We start from the raw sequence: 22,017 nt of genomic DNA, 5'->3' as shown, positions 1-22,017 counted from the left end.
GCCGAAACGAACCGGCGTTATTTCCGCGTCACGCTGGGATTTCCGGCTTCGGCGTCCGAAGCGGCGCGGCTTCCGGCTGCAAGGCCTTCCGGCCCTTGCCAGGAGGCCCGGGGCAGCAGAACCTTCAGGCAGCGGAGAGGATTGATGCAGGACGGAACACTCGACCGGCCCCTTGCCGGCAAGGTCGCCATGGTCACCGGCGCCAGCCGCGGTGCCGGCCGCGGCGCGGCGCTGGAACTCGGCGCCGCAGGGGCGACCGTCTATGTCACCGGCCGCAGCCGGCGTGGCCGGCCGGCCGGCGGGTATGAGCGGATCATGGCGGCCTCCGGACTCGCCATCATGCGGGGCAGCATCGACGAGACCGCCGAGGAGGTCACCCGGCTCGGCGGCCGCGGCATCGCCCTGCCCTGCGACCACGGCCGGGAGGAAGAGGTCGAGGCGCTGTTCACGCAGGTGGAGGCGGCGGAGGGACGGCTCGATCTGCTCGTCAACAATGCCTGGGGCGGGCACGAGACCTTCGATGGCGTCTTCGACGCACCCTTCTGGGCGCATCCGCTGGCGCATTGGGAGTCCATGATGGACCGCGGCGTGCGCAACCACCTGCTGGCCAGCCGCTGCGCGGCGCCGCGCATGATCCGCCAGGGGCATGGGCTGATCATCTGCACCACCTTTTGGGACCGCGACCGCTACATGCGCGGCAACCTCTTCTACGACCTGGCGAAGGCCACCATCACCCGCCTCGCCTTCGGCATGGCGCAGGAGCTGCGGCCCCATGGCGTCGCCTCGGTGGCCGTCTCGCCGGGCTGGATGCGGACGGAGCTGGTGCTGGCCATGCACCGGGCGGATGAGCGCAATTGGCGGGAGCGGCCGGAGCTGGCCCGGACCGAATCGCCACGTTATCTCGGCCGCGCCATCGCCGCGCTGGCCGCCGATCCGGCGGTGATGGCGAAGACCGGCACGGCGCTGCGGGTCGCGGATCTGGCACGCGAATACGGCTTCACCGACACCGACGGCCGGCAGGTGCCGGCTTTCGTACTGGACGAGGCCTGATCGGCCGCGGGGCTGCCCCCCGCGGCGGATTCACCCGATGGGGCGTTCGCGCCCCGCCGCGATCCGCTCTATGCCGCAACGCCGACGCGTGGCCCCCGCCATTGCAGCGCCAGCAGCGCGGCGCCAAGGCCCAGGCCGATCCAGTGCGGCGCCGGCACCGCATCGCCGAACCCGGCCTCGAGCAGCGCCGGGAACACCATCAGCACCCCGGCCACGGCGAAGCCCGCACGCTCCCACCCCGCCAATGCCCGCCGGGCAAAGCCCTGGCAGGCCGCCGCCAGTGCCGCCAGCCCGGCCGCCGCCAGGGTGATCTGCCAGGCGACATCGGCCCAGGTCATCCCCGGCTTGAAGGCCAGCAGCAGGCCAACGCCATCCGGGTCGGTGACGAAGACGAAGGGCAGGACGAAGGCCGGCAGGGTGTATTTCCACGCCTGCAAGGTGGTGCGGTAGGGCCCGGCGCCGGTGATCGCCGCGGCGGCGAAGGGGCTGAGCGCGGTAGGCGGCGAGACCTCGGACAGCACCGCATAGTAGAAGACGAACATATGCGCCGCGTAATCCGGCACGCCGAGCTTGATCAGCGCCGGCGCCGCGACCACCGCGCAGATGATGTAGCTGGCGGTCACCGGCACCGCGAGGCCGACGATCCAGACGATCAGCGCGGTGTAGAGCGCGGTGACGACCAGCGAGCCGCCCGCCGCCTGGATCGCGATCTCGGAGAATTTCAGCCCGAGCCCGGTCAGGGTGATGACGCCGACGATGATCCCGGCGCAGGCGCAGGTGGCGGCGATGCCGACCGATTGCACCGCGCCCGAGGCCAGCGCCGCCACCAGCTTGCCCGGCCAGAGCGCGCTGTCCCGCCGGATGAACGACAGCGCCACCGCCACGCCCATGGCGTAGAGCACCGACATGGTCGGCGAGTAGCCCAGCACCATGAAGACGACGATCGCCAGCAGCGAGGAGAAGTGGAAGCCGTACTTCTTCGTCAGCGCCCAGGCGCCTTCCGAGGTGACGGTTTCCCGCGTCGTGCCGGCCAGCGCATGCTGAGCGCCGATACGGCGCTGGTCCAGCTCCACCATGAACAGCAGGGCGGCGTAATAGAGCACGGTCGGCACCACCGCCATGCGCAGCACTTCCAGGTAGCCGAGCTTGAGGTACTCGGCGATCAGGAAGGCCGCCGCGCCCAGCACCGGCGGGGAGATGATGGCCCCCAGCCCGCCCGCCGCCAGCAGCCCGCCGGCATCATCCGGCCGGTAGCCCACCCGCTTCATCATCGGCCAGGCGACGGTGCCAAGGGTGACGGTGGTGGCGACACCGGAGCCGCTCGGCCCACCGAGCAGGAAGGAGGAGAGCACCACAGTGCGCCCCGCCGAGGTCGCCCGCCCGCCGGTGGCGGCAAAGGAGAAGTCGACGAAGAACTTCCCGGCCCCGCTGAGCTGCAGGATGGCGCCATAGATGGTGAAGAGGATGATCAACGAGGCGGAGACATCCACCGCCGTGCCGAAGATGCCGTCCAGGGTGATGGTCAGGTGCGGGATCAGCCGTTCGCTGTCATAGCCCTGGTGCTGCCAGGGCGACGGCAGCAGGTTGCCGAAGAAGCCGTAGAGCAGGAAGGCCCCGGCGACCACCGGCATCACCCAGCCGGTGGCCCGCCGCGTCACCTCCAGCACCAGCAGGATCAGCAGCCAGCCGACCAGCAGGTCCTGCATCTCAGGGAAGACGTAGCGGTCGATCAGCGGCTCGGTGCCGATCATGTCGCCGCCGTAGAGCAGGTACCAGGTGACATAGAGGGCGGCCGCGATCAGCAGCATGTCCCAGGGCATCAGCCGGTGCCGCCAGCGCCGCGCCACCGGGAAGAGCAGGAAGCCGAGCCCCATGGCGAAGCCGACATGGATGAAGCGCAGCGACGTGGTCGGCACGATGTCCCAGGCCGCCCAGAGGTGGAACAGCGCCATCGCCAGGGCGAGCCCGGTGCCGAGGTAGCCGAGCCAGCCGGCGAAGCGGTTCTGGGCGCCCTCCTCCTCCTCGATCAGCGCCTCGACGCGCTGGGCGGTCACGTCGTCCAGCGCGCCCTGGGGCACTTCGGGCGGCAGGGTCGTGCTGCTGGTCATGCGGGTCTCGCGCAGTGGGGGAGAAGCGTGCCCTGCCTTAACCCAAACCTCGCCAGGCCGAAATGGTGTCAGCCGATCGGGCGCGGGCGGCCCTGCCCGTCCAGCGCCACATAGGTGATGTCGGCCGAGGTGACCTTGATGCGCTCGCCCTGGCCCTGGCGCAGCACCCAGACCTCGACATGCAGGGTGAGGGAGGTGCGGCCGGTGCGCGCCGGGTCGCAGTAGCAGCAGACCACGTCGCCGACCTTCACCGGCTTCAGGAAGGCCATGTCGGTCGCCGCCACCGTGGCGACCCGCCCGCCGACCCGCGCCACCGCGGTGATGCCGCCGGCCACATCCATCAGCGACATGATCCAGCCGCCGAAGATGTCGCCGGCCGGGTTGGTGTCGGCCGGCATGGCCAGGGTGCGTACCGCGAGTTCGCCGCGCGGCATCGGGCTGGGGTCCTGCTGCATCGGCCCGCTCCTTTCGCCGTTCGGCCGAAGCATGCCGCCGGGCCCTGGTAGGTGCCACTTGAAGCGCCTGTCGGAACCGGGCGTTTGCTGGGGCCTCTCCGCGGCTTTGCCGCGGAAGGCGGCCTGGATCGGGAGGGACCATCGGTACCCCCGCAAAACTGCGCGGCGGTTCTGTGGGCGTGTTCAGAACGCCGGCCCGGTCCGCAATGCTATGGCATGGAAACGCCGGCCAATCGAGATGGTGCCGGCGGTGTTCAGCCGGTCCATCTGGACGATGCTCCACCCGGGGCCGCTACAACGGATTGCGCCCATGCCCTAACGCAATCCTGGAGCCTGTTGTCTGTAGAGCGGGTTCACGCTTCGGGGCGTTCACGCCCCTTGGCGATCCGCCCTACCCGGCGAACAGCGCGCGGATCGCCGCCGGATCCAGCGCCTCGACGCTATCCGGCGTCCAGCGCGGCGTGCCGTCCTTGTCCACCAGCACGCTGCGCACGCCCTCGCGGAAGTCCGGGTGGCGGTTCACCACGCTGCGAGTCAGCGCCAGCTCCATCTCCAGGCAAGCGTCAAGCGTCGCGCCGGCGCCGCGCCGCAGCAGCTCCAGCGAGACCGCGAGGCTGGTCGGCGACATCCGGCGGAGGATCTTCGCCTGCTCGGCGGCCCATTCGCTGCCCTCGGCGGCCAGCGCCGCCAGGATGGCCGGCACGCTGTCCTGGCCGAAGCAGCGGTCGATCGCCGCGCGGTGCGGCGCGAAGGAAGGCTCCGGCGCGGCTTCGGCGTACTGCGCCACCACCGCCGCATCGCCGCCCAGCAGCGCCTCGCGCAGCGCGGGCAGCTTCGCCTTCGGCACAAAATGGGTGGCGAGGCCGGCATGCACCGCCTCGCCACCGCGTAGCCGCGCTCCGGTCAGGGCCAGCCAGGTGCCCATGGCACCGGGCAGCTTCGGCAGGATGTAGGAGGTGCCGACATCCGGAAACAACGCGATCGCCGTCTCCGGCATCGCCAGCATGGCGCTTTCGGTGACCACCACCGGCGCGCCATGCACCGAGACGCCGATGCCACCGCCCATGCAGACACCGTCGATCAGCGAGGCCCAGGGCTTGCCGAAGGTGGCGATGCCGCGGTTCACGGCATATTCCTCGGCGAAGAAATTCTCGATCGCCGCGGTGTCGCCGGCGATGGCGTATTCGCGGATGCGGCGGACGTCGCCACCGGCGCAGAAGGCCCGGCCACCGGCGCCTTCCAGCACCACCAGCCGCACCGCCGGATCATCCTTCCAGGCATCGATCGCCGCCTGGAAGCCGCGGATCATCTCAAGGTCGAGGGCGTTGAGGGTCTTCGGCCGATTCATCAGCAAGGTACCGGCCGCGCCCTCACGGCGGGCCAGGATGGTCGGCTCAGCGGTTTCGCTCACGCGGCGTGTCCCTCTCCAGCATCCAGGGTGCCGCGTAGCCCGTGACGTCCGGCGCGGCAACCCGAGGCCGCGGAGAACCGGGGGCGCCGTTGCGCAACGTCATCGGCGCGGCGGCGTTATCAATTTCATGGACCTCTCGGACCTGCTGCCCTCCACCCGGCACCTTGCCTTCATTCCGCATATCCGTGACCTGGCGATCGCCTATGCCCTGGCCTTCCCGATCGGCTGGAACCGGGAGCGGGAGGACCGCAGCGCCGGGCTCCGCACCTTCCCGCTGGTCGCCATCGCTGCCTGCGGCTTCATCCAGGCCGCCGAGGGCATGCTGCGGGATTCGCCGGAAGGCACGGCGCGCATCGTCGAGGGCGTGATCACCGGCATCGGCTTCATCGGCGGTGGCGCGATACTGAAGGGCGGCGGCGAGGTGCATGGCACGGCGACCGCCGCCTCGCTCTGGGCGACCGGGGCGATTGGCGTCGCCGTCGGCCTGGCAAATTACGATGTCGCGCTGATGATCTGCCTGTTCACCACGGCCACGCTGTTCGTAATCGGCCGCCTGAAGCGGCATGAGGACCGGCCGGGGTAGGGGGCGGCCTTCTGGCAGGTCGGTGCACGACGCGAGCGCACCTTCCCGATCTGTCACGGCCGGGCTTGATCCGGCGATACAGCCTCTTGCTTTTTAGGTGGACTCCGATGCGCGGATCAGGCTCGCGCATGACGTGAGGGCGCGGGGGAAACTGCGGCCGTACCGTTCAGGTGATGCCACCTGAACAGTGTCTGCCCTGGCAATCTGCCCCACAGACCCTCACCCGGATCACCGCCGGGTGAGCAGCCCGACCACCGCGGCGGTGAGCGCAGCGCCCACCAGCCCCTTCTTGGCCGACTGGCTGCGCAGCAGCGGCGCCAGCATGGCAACCCGCGCCGTCTGGTCGCCCACTTGGCGCAGCGCGTCGTTGCGCACCCGCTCAGCCTCCACCGCCACCGGATCCTCGGCATGCCGGGCGGCCAGCCAGCCGAGCACGGCGAGGATCACCAGATCGACGAAGGCGATGATCAACGCCGCCGAGACGCCGTTGCGCCCCTCCGCCAACCAGATCAGCGCCGCAACATGCAGCATGACCAGCAGCATCAGCGCGAAGGCGGCGGCGCCAGCACCGAGCGCGGCCTGGATGGCGTAGCCGCGGCCCATGCGGCGCCAGCGCAGCGATTCCGCCTGCGCCGCCAGCCGCAGAAGGCTGATCAGCCGCATCGCCGGTCAGTGCCGGTCGCGCGGATAGACGTAGGTGTTTCCACCCATCAGCCGGCCGATCAGGTAGCCGCCGACGGCGGCGACCGCGATCGCCATCAGCGGCCGCTCGCGCACCGTGTCGCTCAGCGCATCCGCCTGGTGCTCGATGCTGGCGCGGGCGCGGTCGGCATAGTCCTGCACCTGGTCGGCGGCGCCGGCGAGCGCCGGGGTCACCCGCTCCGACATCAGCCGCTCCACCTGGGCGCGCAGCTTGGCCAGTTCCTCGCGCGCGTCGTCGCTCACCCGCGCGGCGCTGTCCTTGGCCTGCTCCTTCAACACCTTGGCGTCCTGGGAAAAATCATTCGCGGCGCTGCTGCTCATCGCATCTACTCCTTGCGAGGGGGAAACCTTGGCGCTGGAACGCCGCCCGGCCCGCCATGGTTCCGGTGGCCATGGATCGGTGGTACGGGCCGCGGTGCGGCGGGAGGCGGGCGCCGCCACGGAGCGTCGGGGAACGGGGAATGGCGGCGTCGCTGCTGCGGCTGGAGGGCTTGCGCAAGGCGGCCGGGGGACTTCACCGCCTGGATCTGGAGCTTGCGGCCGGCGAATGCGTGGCGCTGCTCGGCCCCGCCGGCAGCGGCAAGACCGCGGCGCTGCGCATCCTGGCCGGGCAGGACACCGCCGATGCCGGCAGCGCCACCTTGCACGGCGAGCCACTGTTCCGGATCCCGCCGGACCGCCGCGGCTTCGGCCTGCTGGTGCCGCCGGCGGCGCTGTTCCGCAACCGCACGGTGCAGGAGAATGTCGCCCATCCGCTGATCGCCCGGGGGGTGCCGGCGGCGGAACAGCCGGCGCGCATCGCCCGGGTGCTGACCCTGCTCGGGCTGGATGGGTTCGAGGGGCGCAAGCCGCCGCAGCTGCCGCCGCTGCAGCAGCTCCGCCTCTGCCTGGCCCGGGCGGTGGTGGCGGAGCCGGCGGTGCTGCTGCTGGACGACCCGCTGGACGGCCTCGATCCCGCCATGCGCCAACGTCTCGGCCTCGAGATGCGGGGCCTGTTCCGCCGGCTCGGGCTGACGGTGCTGCTGGCAACGCGGGAGGCGCCGGAGGCGATGGCGCTGGCCGATCGCATCATCGTGCTGGAGGCCGGCGCGGTGGTGCAGGTGGCGACGCCGCAGGCTCTGTACGAGGCGCCCGCCACCGCCTTCGTCGCCAGCCTGGTCGGCGAGAACAACCGGCTGCCCGGCACGGTGCTGGCGCTGGAGGATGACATGGCGCGCATCCGCCTCGACTGCGGGCCGGAGGTGGAAGCGCGGGTTGCCGATGCCGGCGGCCCTGGCAGCCGCTGTATCGTCGCGGTCCGGCTGGAGAAAGTGGCGGTAGCGGCGATGTCGGCGGAGGAGATGGGGGAGGGCGCGCTGCCCGCGGCGTTGCGCGACCAGGTCTTCCTCGGTGACCATGTTCGGCTGCTGCTGGAGATCGGCGAGGGCGGCATGCTGGTGGCGCGGCGCCCGCCGGGCACCCGGATGCCGCGCATCGGCGGACCCGCCGCGGTCGCCTGGGACGGCAATGCGGCTTTCGCCTATCGCGCCCTGCGCTGAGGCTTGGTTCGCGGCGGCGGCGGCCCAATTGCGCAGGGTTTCAGGAGGCACGTCATGACCAGACCACTCGACCGCCGCAGCATGCTGTGGGGCGCGGCCGGCCTCGGCATCGCCTTTGCGGGGCCGCACCGCGTCTTCGCCCAGGCGCCGGCGCCGACGCCGCCGACCGGGCCCTTCACCCTGCCGCCGCTGCCCTATGCCGCGGAGGCGAATGAGGCGGCGATCGACGCCAGGACCATGCAGATCCACCACGACCTGCACCACCAGGCCTATGTGAACAACCTGAACGCCGCGCTGCGCGAGCACACCGCGCTGCACAGCATGCCGATCGAGACCTTGCTGTCGAAGATCGGGGAGCTGCCGGAGGGCATCCGGACCGCGGTCCGCAACAACGGCGGCGGCCACGCCAACCACAGCATGTTCTGGGGCCTGATGGGCGGCCGCGGCGGCCAGCCCACGGGCGAGCTCATGGCGGCGATCCAGCGCGACCTCGGTGGCTGGGATACCTTCCGCAATCGCTTCGAACAGGCGGCGAACACCCAATTCGGCTCCGGCTGGGCCTTCGTGACGGTGACGCGGGACGGCAAGCTGGCGATCGTGCAGAAGCCGAACCAGGACTCGCCGCTGATGGAGGGGCAGCGGGCGCTGCTCGGCAACGATGTCTGGGAGCACGCCTATTACCTGCGGTACCAGAACCGCCGCGCCGAATACACCCGCGCCTGGTGGAACGTGCTGAACTGGGACGCCATCGGCCAGCGCTACGCCGCGGCCAAGGCCGGCACGCTGAAGGTGTAGCGGGCTGCGGAACAGCCGGATCGCTCTCCTCCGTCATGCACGGGCTTGACCCGTGCATCCAGACGCCCGGCAAAGTCAGGTGGTTAGCGGTGGCCGGGTCAAGCCCGGCCATGACGGAGCGGCGGCACTCCCGAACCTTGTCAGGGTCTTTCCGCAGGCTGCCAGAGCGGACCGCGGCGGCGGATGAGCGCCCGTAGCGGGCAGCCGCTCCTCCGGCGGCAGGGCGTAACATCGCGGAACCCGGCATCGGGGGCGGGGTTCAACGCCCGCCCCCAAGCCGCCGAGGTTCCCCATGGCGTCCATCCGCCTGAAGCCGCTGTCGCAACAGACCATCGTCATCACCGGCGCCAGCTCCGGCATCGGCCTCGCCACCGCCCGGATGGCGGCGCAGGCAGGGGCGCGGGTCATGCTGATCGCCCGCAACGAGGAAGCGCTGAGGACCATTGTCGAGGAGTTGCGCGGCCGCGGCGCCTCGGCCGATTACGCGGTGGCCGACGTCGGCCGGCTGCCGGAGCTGGAAGCGGCGGCGCAGAAGACGCAGGAGGTGTTCGGCGGCTTCGATTCCTGGGTGAACGACGCCGGCACCTCCATCTATGGCGAGATCGAGAAGATCCCGCTCGCCGACCACCACCGGCTGTTCGAGACCAATTACTGGGGCGTGGTGCATGGCAGCACCATCGCGGCCCGGGCGCTGCGCCAGCGCGGCGGCGGCGCCATCGTCAACATCGGCAGCGTGCTGTCGGACCGGGCGATGATCCTGCAGGGCCCTTATTCCGCCACCAAGCATGCGGTGCGGGCCTTCACCGACGCGCTGCGGATGGAGCTGGAGCGGGATGGGGCGCCGGTCAGCGTCACCCTCATCAAGCCCTCCGGCATCGAGACGGCGTTCCAGGAGCATGCGCGCAGCTACCTCGACAGCCCCGGCGTGCGGGTGCCGCCACCGGCCTATGACCCGCGGCTGGTGGCGCGCGCCATCCTCTACGCCTGCGAGCATCGCCGGCGGGAGATCGTGGTGGGCTTCGGCGGCCACGTCATTGCGCTGATGGGCAGCCTCTTTCCCCGCACCACCGATCTGGTGCTGGAGGCAGTGGGCTATGCGGTGCAGACCACTGACAAGCGGCCGAAGCCGGAGCGGGCCGACAACCTGCACGCCCCGCGCGAGGACGGCACGGAGAAGAGCCTGACGCGGCCGGTGGCGCCGGTGCGCAGCACCAGCCTATTTCTTGAGGCCCAGCTCCACCCGGTGCTGACCGCGACTGCCCTGGTCGGCCTTGGCGCGCTGGTGCTGGGGGTCGGCGCGGCGCGGCGGATGGGCGCCGGCCGGGTCATGGCGCCCGGGACGCGGCCGGTGCGGCGCCTGGCGCGGGATGCGGGGCGCCGGGTCAGCGGCTGGCGCTGAGCCCGGTCGGGTAGAACCGCCCGCCCTGGCGCACCGCTTCCAGGGTGAAGCCGCCCGGCAGGGCGATGTCGGCCGGGACGGGCGGCGCTTCGGCACCAGCGTCCCAGGCTTCCGCCAGGATCCGGCCCTGCATGCCAGGGGCCGGCAGCCCGAGCAGGTGGAGCAGGGTCGGCGCCACATCGGTCAGGTCGCAGGCGGCCCGGACCGTCGCGGCGCGGCGGAAGGGGCCGCCTTCGGCGATCAGCAGCGTGGCCAGTTCGCGCCGGTGCAGCCCGCCATGCATGCCGCCGCCCTCCGGCACATCCGGCGCGTCGAAGGGGGCGCGGCCGGGCAGGCCCCAGTGATCCGCCGCCTCCGTCCCGGCGAAGCAGAGGGTGAGATCGGCGCTGCGCGGATGCGCGGCATCGAGGGTGGCGAGCGGCAGCGCGCCCGGCAGCAGCGCCGGGTCGCGTGCCAGCAGCGGCCCGGCCCAGCTCTGCGCCGCGAGAAACTCGGCCACCGCCGGCGCCAGGGCCGGATCGCGCAGCCAGAGCCCGGGCGCCGCCGCCGGCGCCACCACGATATCGATGCCCGGCGCCAGCCCATGCCCCGCCGCGAAGCCGCCGCGGCTGAGCTCCGCCGCCAGATCCAGCTTGCGGTCGCCGCTGACATGGCCGTGGTCGGAAAGCACCAGCAGGGCGATCTCCGCCGCATCGGGCTGCGCCGCGCGCCAGTCCAGCGCCTGGCCGACCAGCGCATCGGCGGCGGCGAGGGCGGTGCGGGTCTCTGCCGCGTCGAGGCCACGGTAGTGGAAGCTGACGTCGGGCTCCGGGCACCAGAACAGGGCGATGTCGGGGCGGAGATCCGGCAGCACATGCTCGAACAGCACGCGGGTGGCGAGGCGCAGCCGGGGCAGGTTGGGGATGGCGGCGGGCGGGGTCGGGCCGAAGCGGGTGGCGACCAGCCGGGCGGCCGCGCCCTCGGTGTCGGCGGCGTTCCAGCGGAAGGCGCCGAGTGGCCCGGCCAGCGGGTGCGCCAGGAAGGCCTGGCCCGGCGAGCCGGCCGAGACCACCGCGAGCGACCGGCCGGCTGCCGCCAGGATCTCGCCGAGGCCGGGACGCTGCAGCGGATACGGCGCGCCATCGGCCAGCACCAACAGATCGGCGACGCTGTTGGTCTTCAGCAGCCGTTCCGGCGCGAGATGGGCGGCGAAGATGGTGTTGGCGGTCAGCCCGTGCGCCGCCGGGCGGCTGCCGGTGACAAGGGAGCTGGTGGCGACGCGGGTCTCGCTCGGGAAGACGCTGCGGGCATTGGCGAAACGCGTGCCGCGGGCGGCCAGCGCCGCCAGATGCGGCATCCGCGCCGGGGTGACGAGATCGGGGCGGAGGCCGTCGAGCAGCAGGAGGATGGCGCGCATGGCGGCATGTTAGCAGGCCGCGAGGAAACGCCGCGCCTCCGTCATGGCCGGGCTTGCCCCGGCCATCCCAACCCCCTGTTTTCGCAAGGGAAGCGGAGGCGCGGCATACACCCGCAGGACTCAGCTCAGAACAGCAGCCCCTTCTTCAGCAGACCATGCACGCCCTTCTCGCCGTTCACCGTCTGGGTGACGTGGAAATCCACCGCCAGGCTGCAGAGCTGGTAGGCATCGGCGGCCGAGAGGTTGGAGCGGGAGACGATGAAGGCGATCATCTCCCGCAGCGCCTGCTTCATGGCGAGGTCGAGATCCTCGTGCATGCCCATGCTGATGTAGTGGGTCGCCGTCTCGGCGCGGGGGAAGCGGAGCACCGGATCCCGGGCGCCGCCGCCCTTCTCCAGGCTCAGGCGGAAATGCCCGGTCAGGCAGATCTCCAGCGCGTTGATGCAGACCTCGCCGTCGCCCTGCACGCCGTGGCCGTCGCCGGCCGAGAAATTGGCGCCCGGCACGAAGACCGGCAGGAACAGCGTGGCGCCGGCGCCGATCTCCTTGTTGTCGAGGTTGCCGCCATGCGCGCGCGGCTCCTTGGTGGAGATCGCGCCCCATTCCGGCGGCGGCGCCACGCCCATGACGCCGAAGAAGGGCGAGAGCGGCAGGGTGATGCCGGGGCCGACCGGCACCTTGCAGGTCATCGCCTCCCGGTCCACCGGGATGTGGACGACGCGCCGGTAGGGGAAATCCTCCGGCAGAGTGCCCATCAGCGGGCGGAAGCCGCAATAGCCCCAGTCGCAGCCGAGATCGATCCGCTCGATGTCGACGCGCAGGCAGTCGCCCGGCTCGGCGCCCTTCACCGCCACCGGCCCGGTCAGGATGTGCGGGCCGAGGCGCGGTGGGCTGGCGCCATGGATCGCCGCCAGCCGCGGCGGCAGCTTCAGGCCGCTGTCCGCCGGCGGCATCTGCTCCGGGCCGCCGGAGACGCATTCGAGGATGACGAGGTCGCCCGGGTCCACCTCCCGCACCGGCGGGAACAGGGCGTCGAAGGCGCCCCAGCGGATATTGTCGAGTGTCGGTTCGATATGGTGGGTCGCAGGCAACGCCGGCCTCCTCGTTTGGCGCCGGTATGGAGGCAAGACGGTGCGCGGAACGCAAGGGCCGGCACCCGTGGCGACAGCGCGCGGACGCTCCGGGGGGCTCGCGCCCCTCCGCGATCCGCCCTATCCCCGCCTGAGCTGGAACAGCGCCTGTTCGCCGAACAGGTTGGCCAGTCGCGGCGAGCGGCGCCAGGGCGCCTTCAGCCCATGCTCATCCACCGCCAGCCACTGCTCCACCGTGTAGCCGTCCAGCGCGCAGAGGTCGAAGAAGTCGCGGATGGTGCAGGGGTGGATGTTCGGCGTCTCGTACCAGGCGCGGTGCCAGGTGCTGGTCATCGGCATCCGCCCGGTGGAGATCAGCTGCCAGCGCACCAGCCAGTGGCCGAAATTGGGGAAGGAGACGATGGCGTGGTGGCCGATGCGCAGCATCTGCCGCAGCACCTCGCGCGGCTTCTCCACCGCCTGCAGGGTGCGGGACAGCACCACGAAATCGAAGGCGCCATCCGGGTAGACCGCCAGGTCGTTGTCGGCATCGCCCTGGATCACCGCGAGCCCGGCGGCGACCGCCTGGGTGGCCGCGGCCATGTCGATCTCGATCCCCCGCGCATCGGCGCCCTTCTCGGCGGTCAGGTGCGCCAGCAGCGCGCCGTCGCCGCAGCCGATGTCGAGCACCCTTGCGCCGCGCGGAATCATCTCCGCGATCAGCCGCAGGTCGAGCCGCATGTTCTTGGCGACATAGCGGATGTCGCCGCGCCGCGGCGAGGGGCGGATGTCGCCGACGGCTTCCGGCATGCTCAGACCCCCAGGCGATCGGCGCAGCCGGCGAGGAAGCCGCCGAGCGCGCGGTGGAAGTCGGGTTCCTCCAGCAGGAAGGCGTCATGGCCCTTGTCGGAGGCGATCTCGACGAAGCTGACATTCGCCGCCGCGGCGTTCAGGGCGCGGACGATGGCCCGGCTCTCGCTGGTCGGGAACAGCCAGTCGCTGCTGAAGCTGGCGACGAAGAAGCGCGAGCCGGTGCCGCGGAAGGCAGCGGCGAGGTTGCCGCCATGCTCCGCCGCCAGGTCGAAATAGTCCATCGCCCGGGTGATGGTCAGGTAGCTGTTGGCGTCGAAGCGCTGGACGAAGGTGCTGCCCTGGTGGCGCAGGTAGCTCTCCACCTCGAACACGTCTTCGAGGAAGGTCACCGCGCTGGCGCCGCGCAGGCGGCGGCCGAACTTCCGGGTCAGCGCCTGTTCCGACAGGTAGGTGATGTGCGCCACCATCCGGGCGACCGACAGGCCCTTCGCCGGCACCCGCCCATCCGCCCAGTAGCGGCCGCCGTTCCAGTCGGGGTCGGAATGGATGGCGGCGCGGCCGACCTCGTGGAAGGCGATGTTCTGCGCGCTGTGATAGGCGGCGGTGGCGATGGGTGCCGCGGCATAGACCGCGTCCGGGAAGGTCGCCGCCCATTCCAGCACCTGCATCCCCCCCATCGACCCGCCGACGACACCGAGCAGGCGAGAGATGCCGAGGTGGTCGGTCAGAAGCTTCTGGGCGCGGACCATGTCGCGGATGGTGACATTGGGGAAATCCGTGCCCCAGGGGCGGCCAAGGCCGCGACCCGTAGCATCCGTCATCTCCTCCCGCGGCCCGGTCGAGCCCATGCAGCCGCCGAGCACATTGGCGCAGATGATGAAATACCGGTCGGTGTCGAGCGGCTTGCCGGGGCCGAGGATGGTCTGCCACCAGCCGGCGCGGCCGGTCAGCGGGTGCGGCTCCGCCACGTACTGGTCCCCGGTCAGCGCATGGCAGACCAGCACGGCGTTGCTGCGGGCGGCGTTCAGCCTGCCATAGGTGCGATAGGCGACCGCCATGGGCGCCAGCACGGTCCCGCAATCCAGCGCAAGGCCGTCGGCGAAGACGGCGCGCTGGTGGTCCACCTGATCAAACGGGGCGACGGGTGCGGGCATGCCTGGCCTGGGTGCTGCGAGGTTCTCGCGGGGTTCGGTCCGGTGCATTCTCCAGGCCGAGGCGGCAGCAATAGGGCCGTGGCGCCCCGGCTTCAACAATTGCCCGCCGCGGCGCGGGAGGGGCAGGCCGATGCGGACGCCTTGGCGACCGCCCCCGCCCCGTCTAAAGCATGCGGGAAAGCCGTTATCGAGATGACCGCACCCCACGACATCGACCTGCCGACCGCCGGCTCCACGCCCGCCGCGGCGCCGAACCCGTCCGACACCGCCCTCGCCGCGCTGCGGGCCGAGATCGACGTCCTGGACGACCGCCTGCACGAGTTGGTGATGCGCCGGGCCGATGTGGTGGCGCGGCTGGCGGCGAGCGGCATCAAGGCCGGGCGCCAGGCCAGCCCGCTCCGCCCGGGTCGGGAGGCGATGATCCTCCGCCGCCTGCTGCGGCGCCATGCCGGGCCGCTGCCGCCCGGCGCCCTGGTGCAGCTTTGGCGGGAGATCCTGGCCGGCTCCTCCGCTATGCAGGGCGGGTTCTCCGTTGCCGTCTATGCCCGGGGGCCGGAACAGGCCCGGCTGGCGCGCGAGCATTTCGGCAGCCAGACCCCGCTGCGCAGCCACGAGACCGCCGCCCGGGCGCTGGCCGCCGTCGCCAATGGCGAGGCCCAGGTGGCCGTGCTGCCCCTGCCGGAGGAGGCCGAGGCGCCCGAAGCCGCCTGGTGGACCGGCCTCGACAGCCCACGGCTGCAGGTGGTCGCCCGGCTGCCGTTCTGGGCGCCCGGCGGCGAGAACGTCCCGGAAGCCCTGGCGGTCACCCAGGGCGCCGCCGACCCCTCCGGCGCCGACCGCACCCTGCTGCGGCTGGAACTGGCCGATGACCGCGGCCGGGCCCAGCTTGCCGCGGCACTGACAGCCGCCGGCCTGCCGCCGCGTCTGTTGCAGCTGCGCCGCGATGGCGGGGTGGTGCGTGCCCTGGCCGAGGTGGATGGGGTGGTGGCCGCCGACGACCCGCGCCTTGGCTCCCTGCCGGCGCGGGCCCTGCCGCTCGGCGGCTATGCCGTGCCCGAGAGAGGAGAGTGACCGCCATGCCCAACGTCATGCCGCGCCCGAGCATCCTCTCGATCGAGCCCTATGTCGGCGGCGAATCGAAGATCCCCGGCGTCAACCGCATCATCAAGCTCTCCTCCAACGAAGGCGCCTTCGGCGTGCCGCCCGCGGCACAGGCGGCCTATGCCGAGTTGGCGGCCAAGCTGCATCGCTACCCGGACGGCGGCGCCACCGCGCTGCGCGAGGCGATCGGCACGCGCTTCGGGGTCGATCCGGCGCGCGTCGTCTGCGGCAACGGCTCGGACGAGATCATCCAGCACCTGATCCTCGCCTATGGCGGCGAGGGGACGGAGCTGGTGATGAGCGCGCATGGCTTCACCATGTACGAGGTCTCCGGCCGCTACGCCGGCTGCCAGATCATCAAGGCGCCGGAGCGCAACCTGACCGCCGATGTGGACGCCATGCTGGCCGCGGTCGGGCCGCGGACCAGGCTGATGTTCCTCGCCAACCCGAACAACCCGACCGGCTCCCTGCTGCCGGCGGCCGAGGTGACGCGGCTGCGCGCGGCGCTGCGCGAGGATGTGCTGCTGGTGCTGGACAGCGCCTATGCCGAATACGTTACCCGGCCGGACTACGACCCCGGCACGGCGCTGGTCGAAGCCGGCACCAACACGGTGATGACGCGCACCTTTAGCAAGGTCTTTGGCCTCGGCGGCGTGCGGCTCGGCTGGTGCTACGCCCCGCCGCACGTGATCGACGTGCTCAACCGGGTGCGCGGGCCGTTCAACGTGAACGCGCCCGCCATGGCGGCCGGCGTCGCGGCGCTGGCCGAGCCCGGCTGGGTGGAGAAGTCGGTCGCGCACAACACCGCATGGCGGGCAAAGCTCTCCGAGGCCCTGCGTGCGGCCGGCATCACCGTCCACCCGAGCGAGGGCAATTTCATCCTGGCCGATTTCGCGACCCCGGCGCGTGCCGCGGCGGCGGATGCGGCACTGAAGGGGCGCGGCCTGATCGTCCGCGCCATGGGCGCCTATGCCCTGCCGCACTGCCTGCGCATCACCATCGGCACGGCGGAGGAATGCGGCATGGTGGCGGATGCGCTGCGGGACTTCATGCGCAGCGCCGATGCCGCCTGAGCCGTTGTCCGGCCACGCGGGGGACGCGCCGCTGTTCAACCGGCTCTGCCTGATCGGCGTCGGGCTGATCGGCAGTTCCATCGCCCGGGCGGCGCGGGAGCGCGGGGACATCGCCCGCACCGTGGTGGCGCATACCCGCCGGCCGGAGACGCTGGCCAAGGTCCGCGCCCTCGGCTTCGCCGATGTGGTGGAGGAGGATCCGGCGCGGGCGGTGGAGGGTGCCGATGCGGTGATCCTCTGCGTGCCGGTCGGCGCCTATGCCGGGGTGATGGCGCAGATCGCGCCGCATCTGGCGCCGGGCTGCATCCTGAGCGACGTCGGCTCCACCAAGGGCAGCGTGATCCGCGACCTGCTGCCGCAGCTGCCGCCCGGCGTGCGGCTGGTGCCGGCGCATCCGATGGCCGGCACCGAGCACAGCGGGCCGGAGGCGGGCTTCGCCACCTTGTTCGAGGGCCGCTATTGCATCCTGACCCCGGTGCCGAACGGCGATCCGGCGGCGGTGGAGAAGATCACCGCCCTTTGGCGCCGCTGCGGCTCCATGGTCGAGCGGATGGATGCGGAGACGCATGACAAGGTGGTGGCCATCGTCAGCCACCTGCCGCATCTGATCGCCTTCACCATCTGCGGCACCGCCGACGACCTGGCGGAGGAGACGCGCGAGGCGGTGCTGAAATTCGCCGCCTCCGGCTTCCGTGACTTCACCCGCATCGCCTCCAGCGACGTCGACATGTGGCGCGACATCTTCCTCAACAACCGCGACGCGCTGCTGGAGATGCTGGCGCGCTTCACCGAGGACAGCCATGCGCTGGCCCGCGCGGTGCGCTATGGCCAGGCGGAGTTCATCGAGGACCGGATCCGGCGCGGGCGGCGGATAAGGCGCGGGTTGATCGAGCGGAAGCAGGCGTAGCAGGTCGGTTCCGAGCAGCCGCCCGGCCAGCCCCATCCACGGGCTTGGCCCGCGAATTCCGGTTTCCAGCGAGAACAAGGGCTTGATATGGCCGGGGCGGGCGGTGCCCGGCCCCAAGCCGCTCCGGCACCGCAACAGGGTGTCGAGGCCGGGCCCGACCGGTGCTAACTGCGGCTTGGCCGATGCCACCGTCCCGAGGGTAGGATGGCGGTTCCGGGAAGGACACGCCCCAAGATGCTGGACCCCGCCTCGCGGCAGATCGCCTTCATCAACGCCGCCCATACCATCACCCATTACTGCCTGCTGATCCTGGCAACGGCGGTGCTCGGCATGGTGCAGCAATCGCCGTTCGACTTCGGCGAATCCTATGGGCCGATCCTGGCCCTCGGCACCGGCATGTTCGTCGTCTACGGGCTCGGGGCCCTGCCGATGGGCTGGCTGGCGGCGCGCTTCGGCGCGCGGGCGTTGATGGCGGCCTTCTTCTTCGGCGTCGGGGCAGGGCTGCTGCTGACGGCCTTCGCCACCACGCCCCTGGCCCTGGCCCTGGCGCTCGGGCTGATGGGCGGTTTCGCGGCGATCTACCACCCGGTCGGCACCGCGACCTTGGTGGAGGCGGCGGGCAGCCGGGTCGGCCGCGCGGTCGGCATCAATGGCGTCTTCGGCAATCTCGGCGTCGCGCTCGCCCCGGTGGTCACCGCCTTCCTGACCGCCCAGCTCGGCTGGCACTGGGCCTTCGGCATCCCGGGGGCGATCAGCGTGGTGCTCGGCCTGTTCTACCTGTTCGAGCCGCCCTTCGATGCCGCCAAGGCGGGCGGGCCACAGAAGCCCTTCCCTGCCATTCCGCCGGCGGTGGTGCGGCGGGCGGTCATCGTGCTGCTGGCGATCGCCGCGGTGTCCGGGCTGGTGTTCAATGCCTTCACCCTGCTGCTGCCCAAGCTGATGGCGGAACGCCTGGCGAGTTCGCCGGACCTGCTGCCGGTCGTCGGCATGCTGGCCTTCCTGGCGACGCTCTGCGGCGGCCTCACCCAGTACACCGTCGGGCAGATGATCGACCGCCACACGCTGAAGCGGGTGTTCATGCCGCTCGCCCTGGTGCTGGCGCCCTGCCTGGCGCTGCTGGCCTTCGCCGATGGCTGGTGGGTGCTGCCGCTCTCGGCCCTGGTCGCGGCTTCCATCTTCGGCCAGGTGACGGTGAACGAGACGATGACGGCGCGCTACGTCGCCCCGCCGCTGCGGGTGAAGCTCTATTCCATCCGCTTCACCATCGGCTTCCTCGGCGCCGCCGCCGCCTCGCCGCTGGTCGGGCTGCTGCATGCGGCGACCGGCGGGCTGACCGTGCCGATGCTGCTGCTGGCGGCAGCCGGCGCCATCACCCTGGTCTGCGCCATGTTCTTCCCCAACCGGCCGGAGGAGCTGCAGCCGGAGCTCTGGACCCGTGGCGCGGCTCAGCCGGCGGCGGTGCCGGCGGAGTAGCAGGGCGGGCTACCGCCCGGCGTGGATGTCCCACCACTCGCCGGGCGGCCCGACGTAGCGCCAATCCTCGTCCCGGATACCGGCGACATAGGCCGCCCGCGCCGCCGCCGGATCCAGCCATGCCCCCGGCAGCTCGGCGCCGAACAGCCCGCTGTCCTTGCCGGTGGAGAGCCGCGGCGCATAGCCGCCCTCGCGCGGTGGCCGCGGCGGCACCGCCCAGGATTTGTCGTTTTGCGGCAGGCACTGGAAGCGGGCATAGCCGGCGGCGGCCAGGGCATCGATCGCCGCCACGCCGTATTCCTCCACCGAGATGTAGTCGGGCAGCCCCGGCAGCGCGGTGAGCTGGGCGACGGCGAAGCGGTCGGCGCCCTCGATGTCGATCTTCAGGTAATGCGGCAGCCCGAACTCCGCGACCAGCGCGGGCAGGGTGCGGCAGGGGATCTCTAATACCTGGTAGCGCGTGCCCTGGCGCGTGCCATAGGCGGGGTCGAAGCTGCTCCAATGGTCGTTGTCGGCATTGGCGTAGAAGCCTAGCACCCCCGGCGCCTCCCATACGCCGATGTTGAGCAGCACCAGTTGGCCGCTGGCGACCGGCGCGGCGAGACGGGCCGCGAGGTCCGCATGCAGCACCGGGTTGGCCTCCACCGCGACCACGCGGAAGCCCTTGGCGAGGTAGAATTCGGTGTCCTCCCCGCGGTTTGCACCAAGATCGAAGATCAGCTCAGGATCGGGCAGCATGCCGTCACCCTGGCGCCGTCCCGGCATTGACCGCAAGCCTGTCCGGGGCTTGGTATGGCGCATGTCGATCCTCACCGGTCATACCAGCCTCGCCGGCATCCTCGGCTGGCCCGTCGCCCATTCCCGCTCGCCGCGGCTGCACGGGCTGTGGCTGCGCCGGCATGGCATCGACGGCGCCTATGTGCCGCTGGCCGTGCGGCCGGAGCGGTTCGCCGATAGCGTCCGGGCCCTCGCCGACCTCGGCTTCCGCGGCGCCAATGTCACCATCCCGCACAAGGAAGCCGCCTTCGCGGTCTGCGACCGGGTGGACCCCTCCGCCCTGCGGGCCGGGGCAGTGAACACGCTGGTGTTCCGGGACGGGCAGATCGAGGGTTCCAATACCGATGGCTGGGGGTTCCTCGCGCATTGCGCCGAGCAGGTGCCGGGCTGGACGCCGGATGCCGGGCCGGTGGTGATCCTCGGCGCCGGCGGCTCCGCCCGGGCCATCGCCGCCGTGCTGCTGGATGCCGGCTGCCCGCGGGTGACCCTGGTGAACCGCACCCCGGCGCGGGCCGAGGCGCTGGCGCGGACCCTGGGTGGCCCGATCGCCGTGGCCGAGGCCCCGCCGCTCGACGCCGCGAAGCTGCTGGTGAACACCACCTCGCTCGGCATGCAGGGGCAGCCGCCGCTGCGGATCGACCTTTCTTCGCTGCCGGCGGATGCGGTGGTGGCCGACATCGTCTACGTGCCGCGGGAGACGCCGCTGCTGGCGACCGCCCGGGCGCGTGGCCTGCGCGCCGTCGATGGGCTCGGCATGCTGCTGCACCAGGCGCGGCCCGGCTTCAGCGCTTGGTTCGGGGTGACGCCGGCGGTCGATGATGAGCTGCGCGATTTCGTCGGCGGCGACATCCCGCTGCGGGCCGAGGCGCCCAGCCAGGCATGAAGATCCTCGGCCTGACCGGTGGCATCGGCATGGGAAAATCCACCGCCACCGGCACCTTCCGCCGGCTGCGCATCCCGGTCTTCGATGCCGATGCGGCGGTGCATGAACTGCAGGCGAAGGGCGGCCGCGGCGTCGGGCCGATCGCCGCCGCCTTCCCCGGCACGGTGGAGCAAGGCCGGGTGAACCGGGAGGCACTGCGCCGCGCCGTGCTCGGCAATCCCGCGGCGCTGACGCGGCTGGAGCGCATCCTGCACCCGCTGGTCCGCGATACCGAACGCCGCTTCATCGCCGCCGCCCGCCGCCGCGCCGAGCCGCTGGTGGTGTTGGACGTGCCATTGCTGTTCGAAACCAAGGGCGCCGGCCGCTGCGACCAGGTAGTCGTGGTCACCGCCCCCGCCGCGGTGCAGCGCTGGCGGGTGCTGCGCCGCCCCGGCATGACGGAGGAGCGGCTACGCGCCATCCTGGCCCGGCAGATGCCGGATGCCGAGAAGCGCCGCCGCGCCGATCACCTGGTCCACACCGGCTTGTCGCGGCATTTCGCGCAGCGCCGCATCCGTAAGCTGGTGCGGGAGCTGAGGGGCTGATGCGGCAGCTTGTGCTGGACACCGAAACCACTGGCCTCGACCCGGCGACCGGGGACCGGGTGATCGAGATCGCGGCGATCGAGTTGGTGAACCTGATCCCCACCGGCCAGACCTATCACGTGCTGCTGGACCCGGAACGCGATGTGCCGGAGGAGAGCACGCGCATCCACGGCTTCACCGCCGAGATGCTGCGCGGCAAGCCGAAGTTCGCCGAGGTGGCGGGGGAGTTCCTGGGCTTCATCGCCGGCGATCCCATCGTCGCGCACAACGCTCCCTTCGATTTCGGCTTCCTCGACGCGGAGCTGCGCCGGGTGGGCCAGGCGCCGCTTGACCGCGCCCGCATGGTGGACAGCCTGGCGCTGGCGAAGAAGCGCTTTCCCGGCATGCCGAACAGCCTGGATGCGCTCTGCCGCCGCTTCGGCGTCGATAACTCGATGCGCACCAGCCATAACGCGCTGCTCGACGTGAAGCTGCTGGCCCAGGTCTACCTGGAGCTGATGGGCGGCAAGCAGCCGGGCCTGCACCTGGCGACCGCCAGCAGGACGCCGGTCGTCCAGGTGGCCGGGCTGGCCCGCGAACGGACGCCGCGGCCGATCGTGCCGAGCGCGGCGGAGCAGGAGGCGCATCTGGCATTCCTGAAGCGGCTGAAGGAGCCGCTCTGGCTCACGCCGCCCTTCGTGGAAGCGACACAACAATAGCGTTGCCGGCGACACGGGAAATGAACTCCGCCGCTTTCGCGTGAAAT

At 71.6% G+C, this 22,017-nt stretch carries 22 protein-coding genes; 12 read left to right on the top strand and 10 right to left on the bottom strand.

From position 1 onward, the window contains the following. Positions 1-144 precede the first annotated feature (144 nt). Positions 145-1,050 (top strand): SDR family oxidoreductase, encoded by a 906-nt coding sequence (locus H7965_RS02740; protein ID WP_186768994.1) that lies wholly within the window; start codon positions 145-147, stop codon positions 1,048-1,050. A 68-nt stretch (positions 1,051-1,118) separates the two neighbouring features. Here the strand turns inward: H7965_RS02740 and H7965_RS02735 are convergent, their stop codons facing one another. The 3 genes from H7965_RS02735 to H7965_RS02725 all read right to left on the bottom strand — a co-directional run bounded on the left by H7965_RS02735 (position 1,119) and on the right by H7965_RS02725 (position 5,024). After that, positions 1,119-3,158, bottom strand: coding sequence for a TRAP transporter permease (locus H7965_RS02735; protein WP_186768993.1), 2,040 nt, complete (start codon positions 3,156-3,158; stop codon positions 1,119-1,121). A 68-nt stretch (positions 3,159-3,226) separates the two neighbouring features. Further along, the gene (locus tag H7965_RS02730) at positions 3,227-3,613 is read right to left on the bottom strand and encodes an acyl-CoA thioesterase (RefSeq protein WP_186768992.1); all 387 of its coding nucleotides are present in this window, start codon (positions 3,611-3,613) and stop codon (positions 3,227-3,229) included. Positions 3,614-4,004: 391 nt separating this feature from the next. Then, a complete protein-coding gene (locus tag H7965_RS02725) occupies positions 4,005-5,024 on the bottom strand; it encodes an enoyl-CoA hydratase/isomerase family protein (RefSeq protein WP_186768991.1) in 1,020 nt (339 codons plus the stop codon). A gap of 127 nt (positions 5,025-5,151) precedes the next feature. Between H7965_RS02725 and H7965_RS02720 the strand changes: the two genes are divergently transcribed. Continuing rightward, the gene (locus tag H7965_RS02720; RefSeq protein ID WP_186768990.1) at positions 5,152-5,607 is read left to right on the top strand and encodes an MgtC/SapB family protein; all 456 of its coding nucleotides are present in this window, start codon (positions 5,152-5,154) and stop codon (positions 5,605-5,607) included. Positions 5,608-5,835: 228 nt separating this feature from the next. Here the strand turns inward: H7965_RS02720 and H7965_RS02715 are convergent, their stop codons facing one another. Together H7965_RS02715 and H7965_RS02710 are read right to left on the bottom strand one after the other, a co-directional pair. Beyond that, entirely contained in the window at positions 5,836-6,270 is a 435-nt protein-coding gene (locus H7965_RS02715; RefSeq protein ID WP_186768989.1) for a hypothetical protein, read from the bottom strand. 6 nt (positions 6,271-6,276) lie between these two features. Next, the gene (locus H7965_RS02710; RefSeq protein WP_186768988.1) at positions 6,277-6,630 is read right to left on the bottom strand and encodes a DUF883 family protein; all 354 of its coding nucleotides are present in this window, start codon (positions 6,628-6,630) and stop codon (positions 6,277-6,279) included. Between the two features lie 140 nt (positions 6,631-6,770). Here H7965_RS02710 and H7965_RS02705 point away from each other — a divergent pair, with 140 nt between their 5' ends. The 3 genes from H7965_RS02705 to H7965_RS02695 all read left to right on the top strand — a co-directional run bounded on the left by H7965_RS02705 (position 6,771) and on the right by H7965_RS02695 (position 10,041). Then, positions 6,771-7,847 carry an ABC transporter ATP-binding protein gene (locus H7965_RS02705; RefSeq protein ID WP_186768987.1) on the top strand — a complete coding sequence of 359 codons (1,077 nt, stop codon included), beginning with the start codon at positions 6,771-6,773 and terminating at the stop codon, positions 7,845-7,847. Positions 7,848-7,901: 54 nt separating this feature from the next. After that, a complete protein-coding gene (locus tag H7965_RS02700; RefSeq protein ID WP_186768986.1) occupies positions 7,902-8,642 on the top strand; it encodes a superoxide dismutase in 741 nt (246 codons plus the stop codon). Positions 8,643-8,934: 292 nt separating this feature from the next. Continuing rightward, the gene (locus H7965_RS02695) at positions 8,935-10,041 is read left to right on the top strand and encodes an SDR family oxidoreductase (protein WP_186768985.1); all 1,107 of its coding nucleotides are present in this window, start codon (positions 8,935-8,937) and stop codon (positions 10,039-10,041) included. Here H7965_RS02695 and H7965_RS02690 read toward each other — a convergent pair. The 4 genes from H7965_RS02690 to metX form a co-directional block, all read right to left on the bottom strand. After that, entirely contained in the window at positions 10,025-11,437 is a 1,413-nt protein-coding gene (locus tag H7965_RS02690; RefSeq protein WP_186768984.1) for an alkaline phosphatase family protein, read from the bottom strand. The two genes, H7965_RS02695 and H7965_RS02690, sit on opposite strands and share 17 nt — an antisense overlap. Before the next feature lie 125 nt (positions 11,438-11,562). Next, positions 11,563-12,528 (bottom strand): acetamidase/formamidase family protein, encoded by a 966-nt coding sequence (locus tag H7965_RS02685; protein WP_186768983.1) that lies wholly within the window; start codon positions 12,526-12,528, stop codon positions 11,563-11,565. Between the two features lie 120 nt (positions 12,529-12,648). After that, complete coding sequence (gene metW / locus H7965_RS02680) at positions 12,649-13,248, bottom strand: methionine biosynthesis protein MetW (RefSeq protein WP_186769093.1); 600 nt, start codon at positions 13,246-13,248, stop codon at positions 12,649-12,651. A 71-nt stretch (positions 13,249-13,319) separates the two neighbouring features. Continuing rightward, the gene (metX, locus tag H7965_RS02675) at positions 13,320-14,474 is read right to left on the bottom strand and encodes a homoserine O-acetyltransferase MetX (protein ID WP_186768982.1); all 1,155 of its coding nucleotides are present in this window, start codon (positions 14,472-14,474) and stop codon (positions 13,320-13,322) included. A 192-nt stretch (positions 14,475-14,666) separates the two neighbouring features. On the opposite strand from metX, the gene H7965_RS02670 reads away from it, so the two are divergent. The 4 genes from H7965_RS02670 (at position 14,667) to H7965_RS02655 (ending at position 19,028) form a co-directional block, all read left to right on the top strand. Then, entirely contained in the window at positions 14,667-15,545 is an 879-nt protein-coding gene (locus H7965_RS02670) for a chorismate mutase (RefSeq protein ID WP_186768981.1), read from the top strand. 5 nt (positions 15,546-15,550) lie between these two features. Further along, the gene (hisC, locus tag H7965_RS02665) at positions 15,551-16,648 is read left to right on the top strand and encodes a histidinol-phosphate transaminase (RefSeq protein ID WP_186768980.1); all 1,098 of its coding nucleotides are present in this window, start codon (positions 15,551-15,553) and stop codon (positions 16,646-16,648) included. Next, a complete protein-coding gene (locus H7965_RS02660) occupies positions 16,638-17,555 on the top strand; it encodes a prephenate/arogenate dehydrogenase family protein (RefSeq protein WP_186768979.1) in 918 nt (305 codons plus the stop codon). The genes hisC and H7965_RS02660 overlap by 11 nt, the downstream gene beginning before the upstream one ends. Before the next feature lie 234 nt (positions 17,556-17,789). Continuing rightward, complete coding sequence (locus H7965_RS02655; RefSeq protein ID WP_186768978.1) at positions 17,790-19,028, top strand: MFS transporter; 1,239 nt, start codon at positions 17,790-17,792, stop codon at positions 19,026-19,028. Positions 19,029-19,037: 9 nt separating this feature from the next. Here the strand turns inward: H7965_RS02655 and H7965_RS02650 are convergent, their stop codons facing one another. Then, positions 19,038-19,766, bottom strand: coding sequence for an FkbM family methyltransferase (locus tag H7965_RS02650; RefSeq protein WP_186768977.1), 729 nt, complete (start codon positions 19,764-19,766; stop codon positions 19,038-19,040). A 61-nt stretch (positions 19,767-19,827) separates the two neighbouring features. Here H7965_RS02650 and H7965_RS02645 point away from each other — a divergent pair, with 61 nt between their 5' ends. The 3 genes from H7965_RS02645 to dnaQ are packed head-to-tail and all read left to right on the top strand — an operon-like array spanning position 19,828 to position 21,970. Next, the gene (locus tag H7965_RS02645; protein ID WP_186768976.1) at positions 19,828-20,688 is read left to right on the top strand and encodes a shikimate dehydrogenase; all 861 of its coding nucleotides are present in this window, start codon (positions 19,828-19,830) and stop codon (positions 20,686-20,688) included. Beyond that, positions 20,685-21,272: a dephospho-CoA kinase gene (coaE, locus tag H7965_RS02640; protein WP_186768975.1), complete on the top strand. Its 588-nt coding sequence runs from the start codon at positions 20,685-20,687 to the stop codon at positions 21,270-21,272. Before H7965_RS02645 ends, coaE begins: the two co-directional genes overlap by 4 nt. Continuing rightward, complete coding sequence (gene dnaQ, locus H7965_RS02635) at positions 21,269-21,970, top strand: DNA polymerase III subunit epsilon (protein ID WP_186769092.1); 702 nt, start codon at positions 21,269-21,271, stop codon at positions 21,968-21,970. The genes coaE and dnaQ overlap by 4 nt, the downstream gene beginning before the upstream one ends. Positions 21,971-22,017 lie beyond the last annotated feature (47 nt).

This window comes from Siccirubricoccus deserti (assembly GCF_014283215.1).
GTDB lineage: Bacteria > Pseudomonadota > Alphaproteobacteria > Acetobacterales > Acetobacteraceae > Siccirubricoccus > Siccirubricoccus deserti.
Note: the sequence above shows the minus strand (reverse complement) of the source record. Positions and strands in the feature narration are given on the sequence as shown.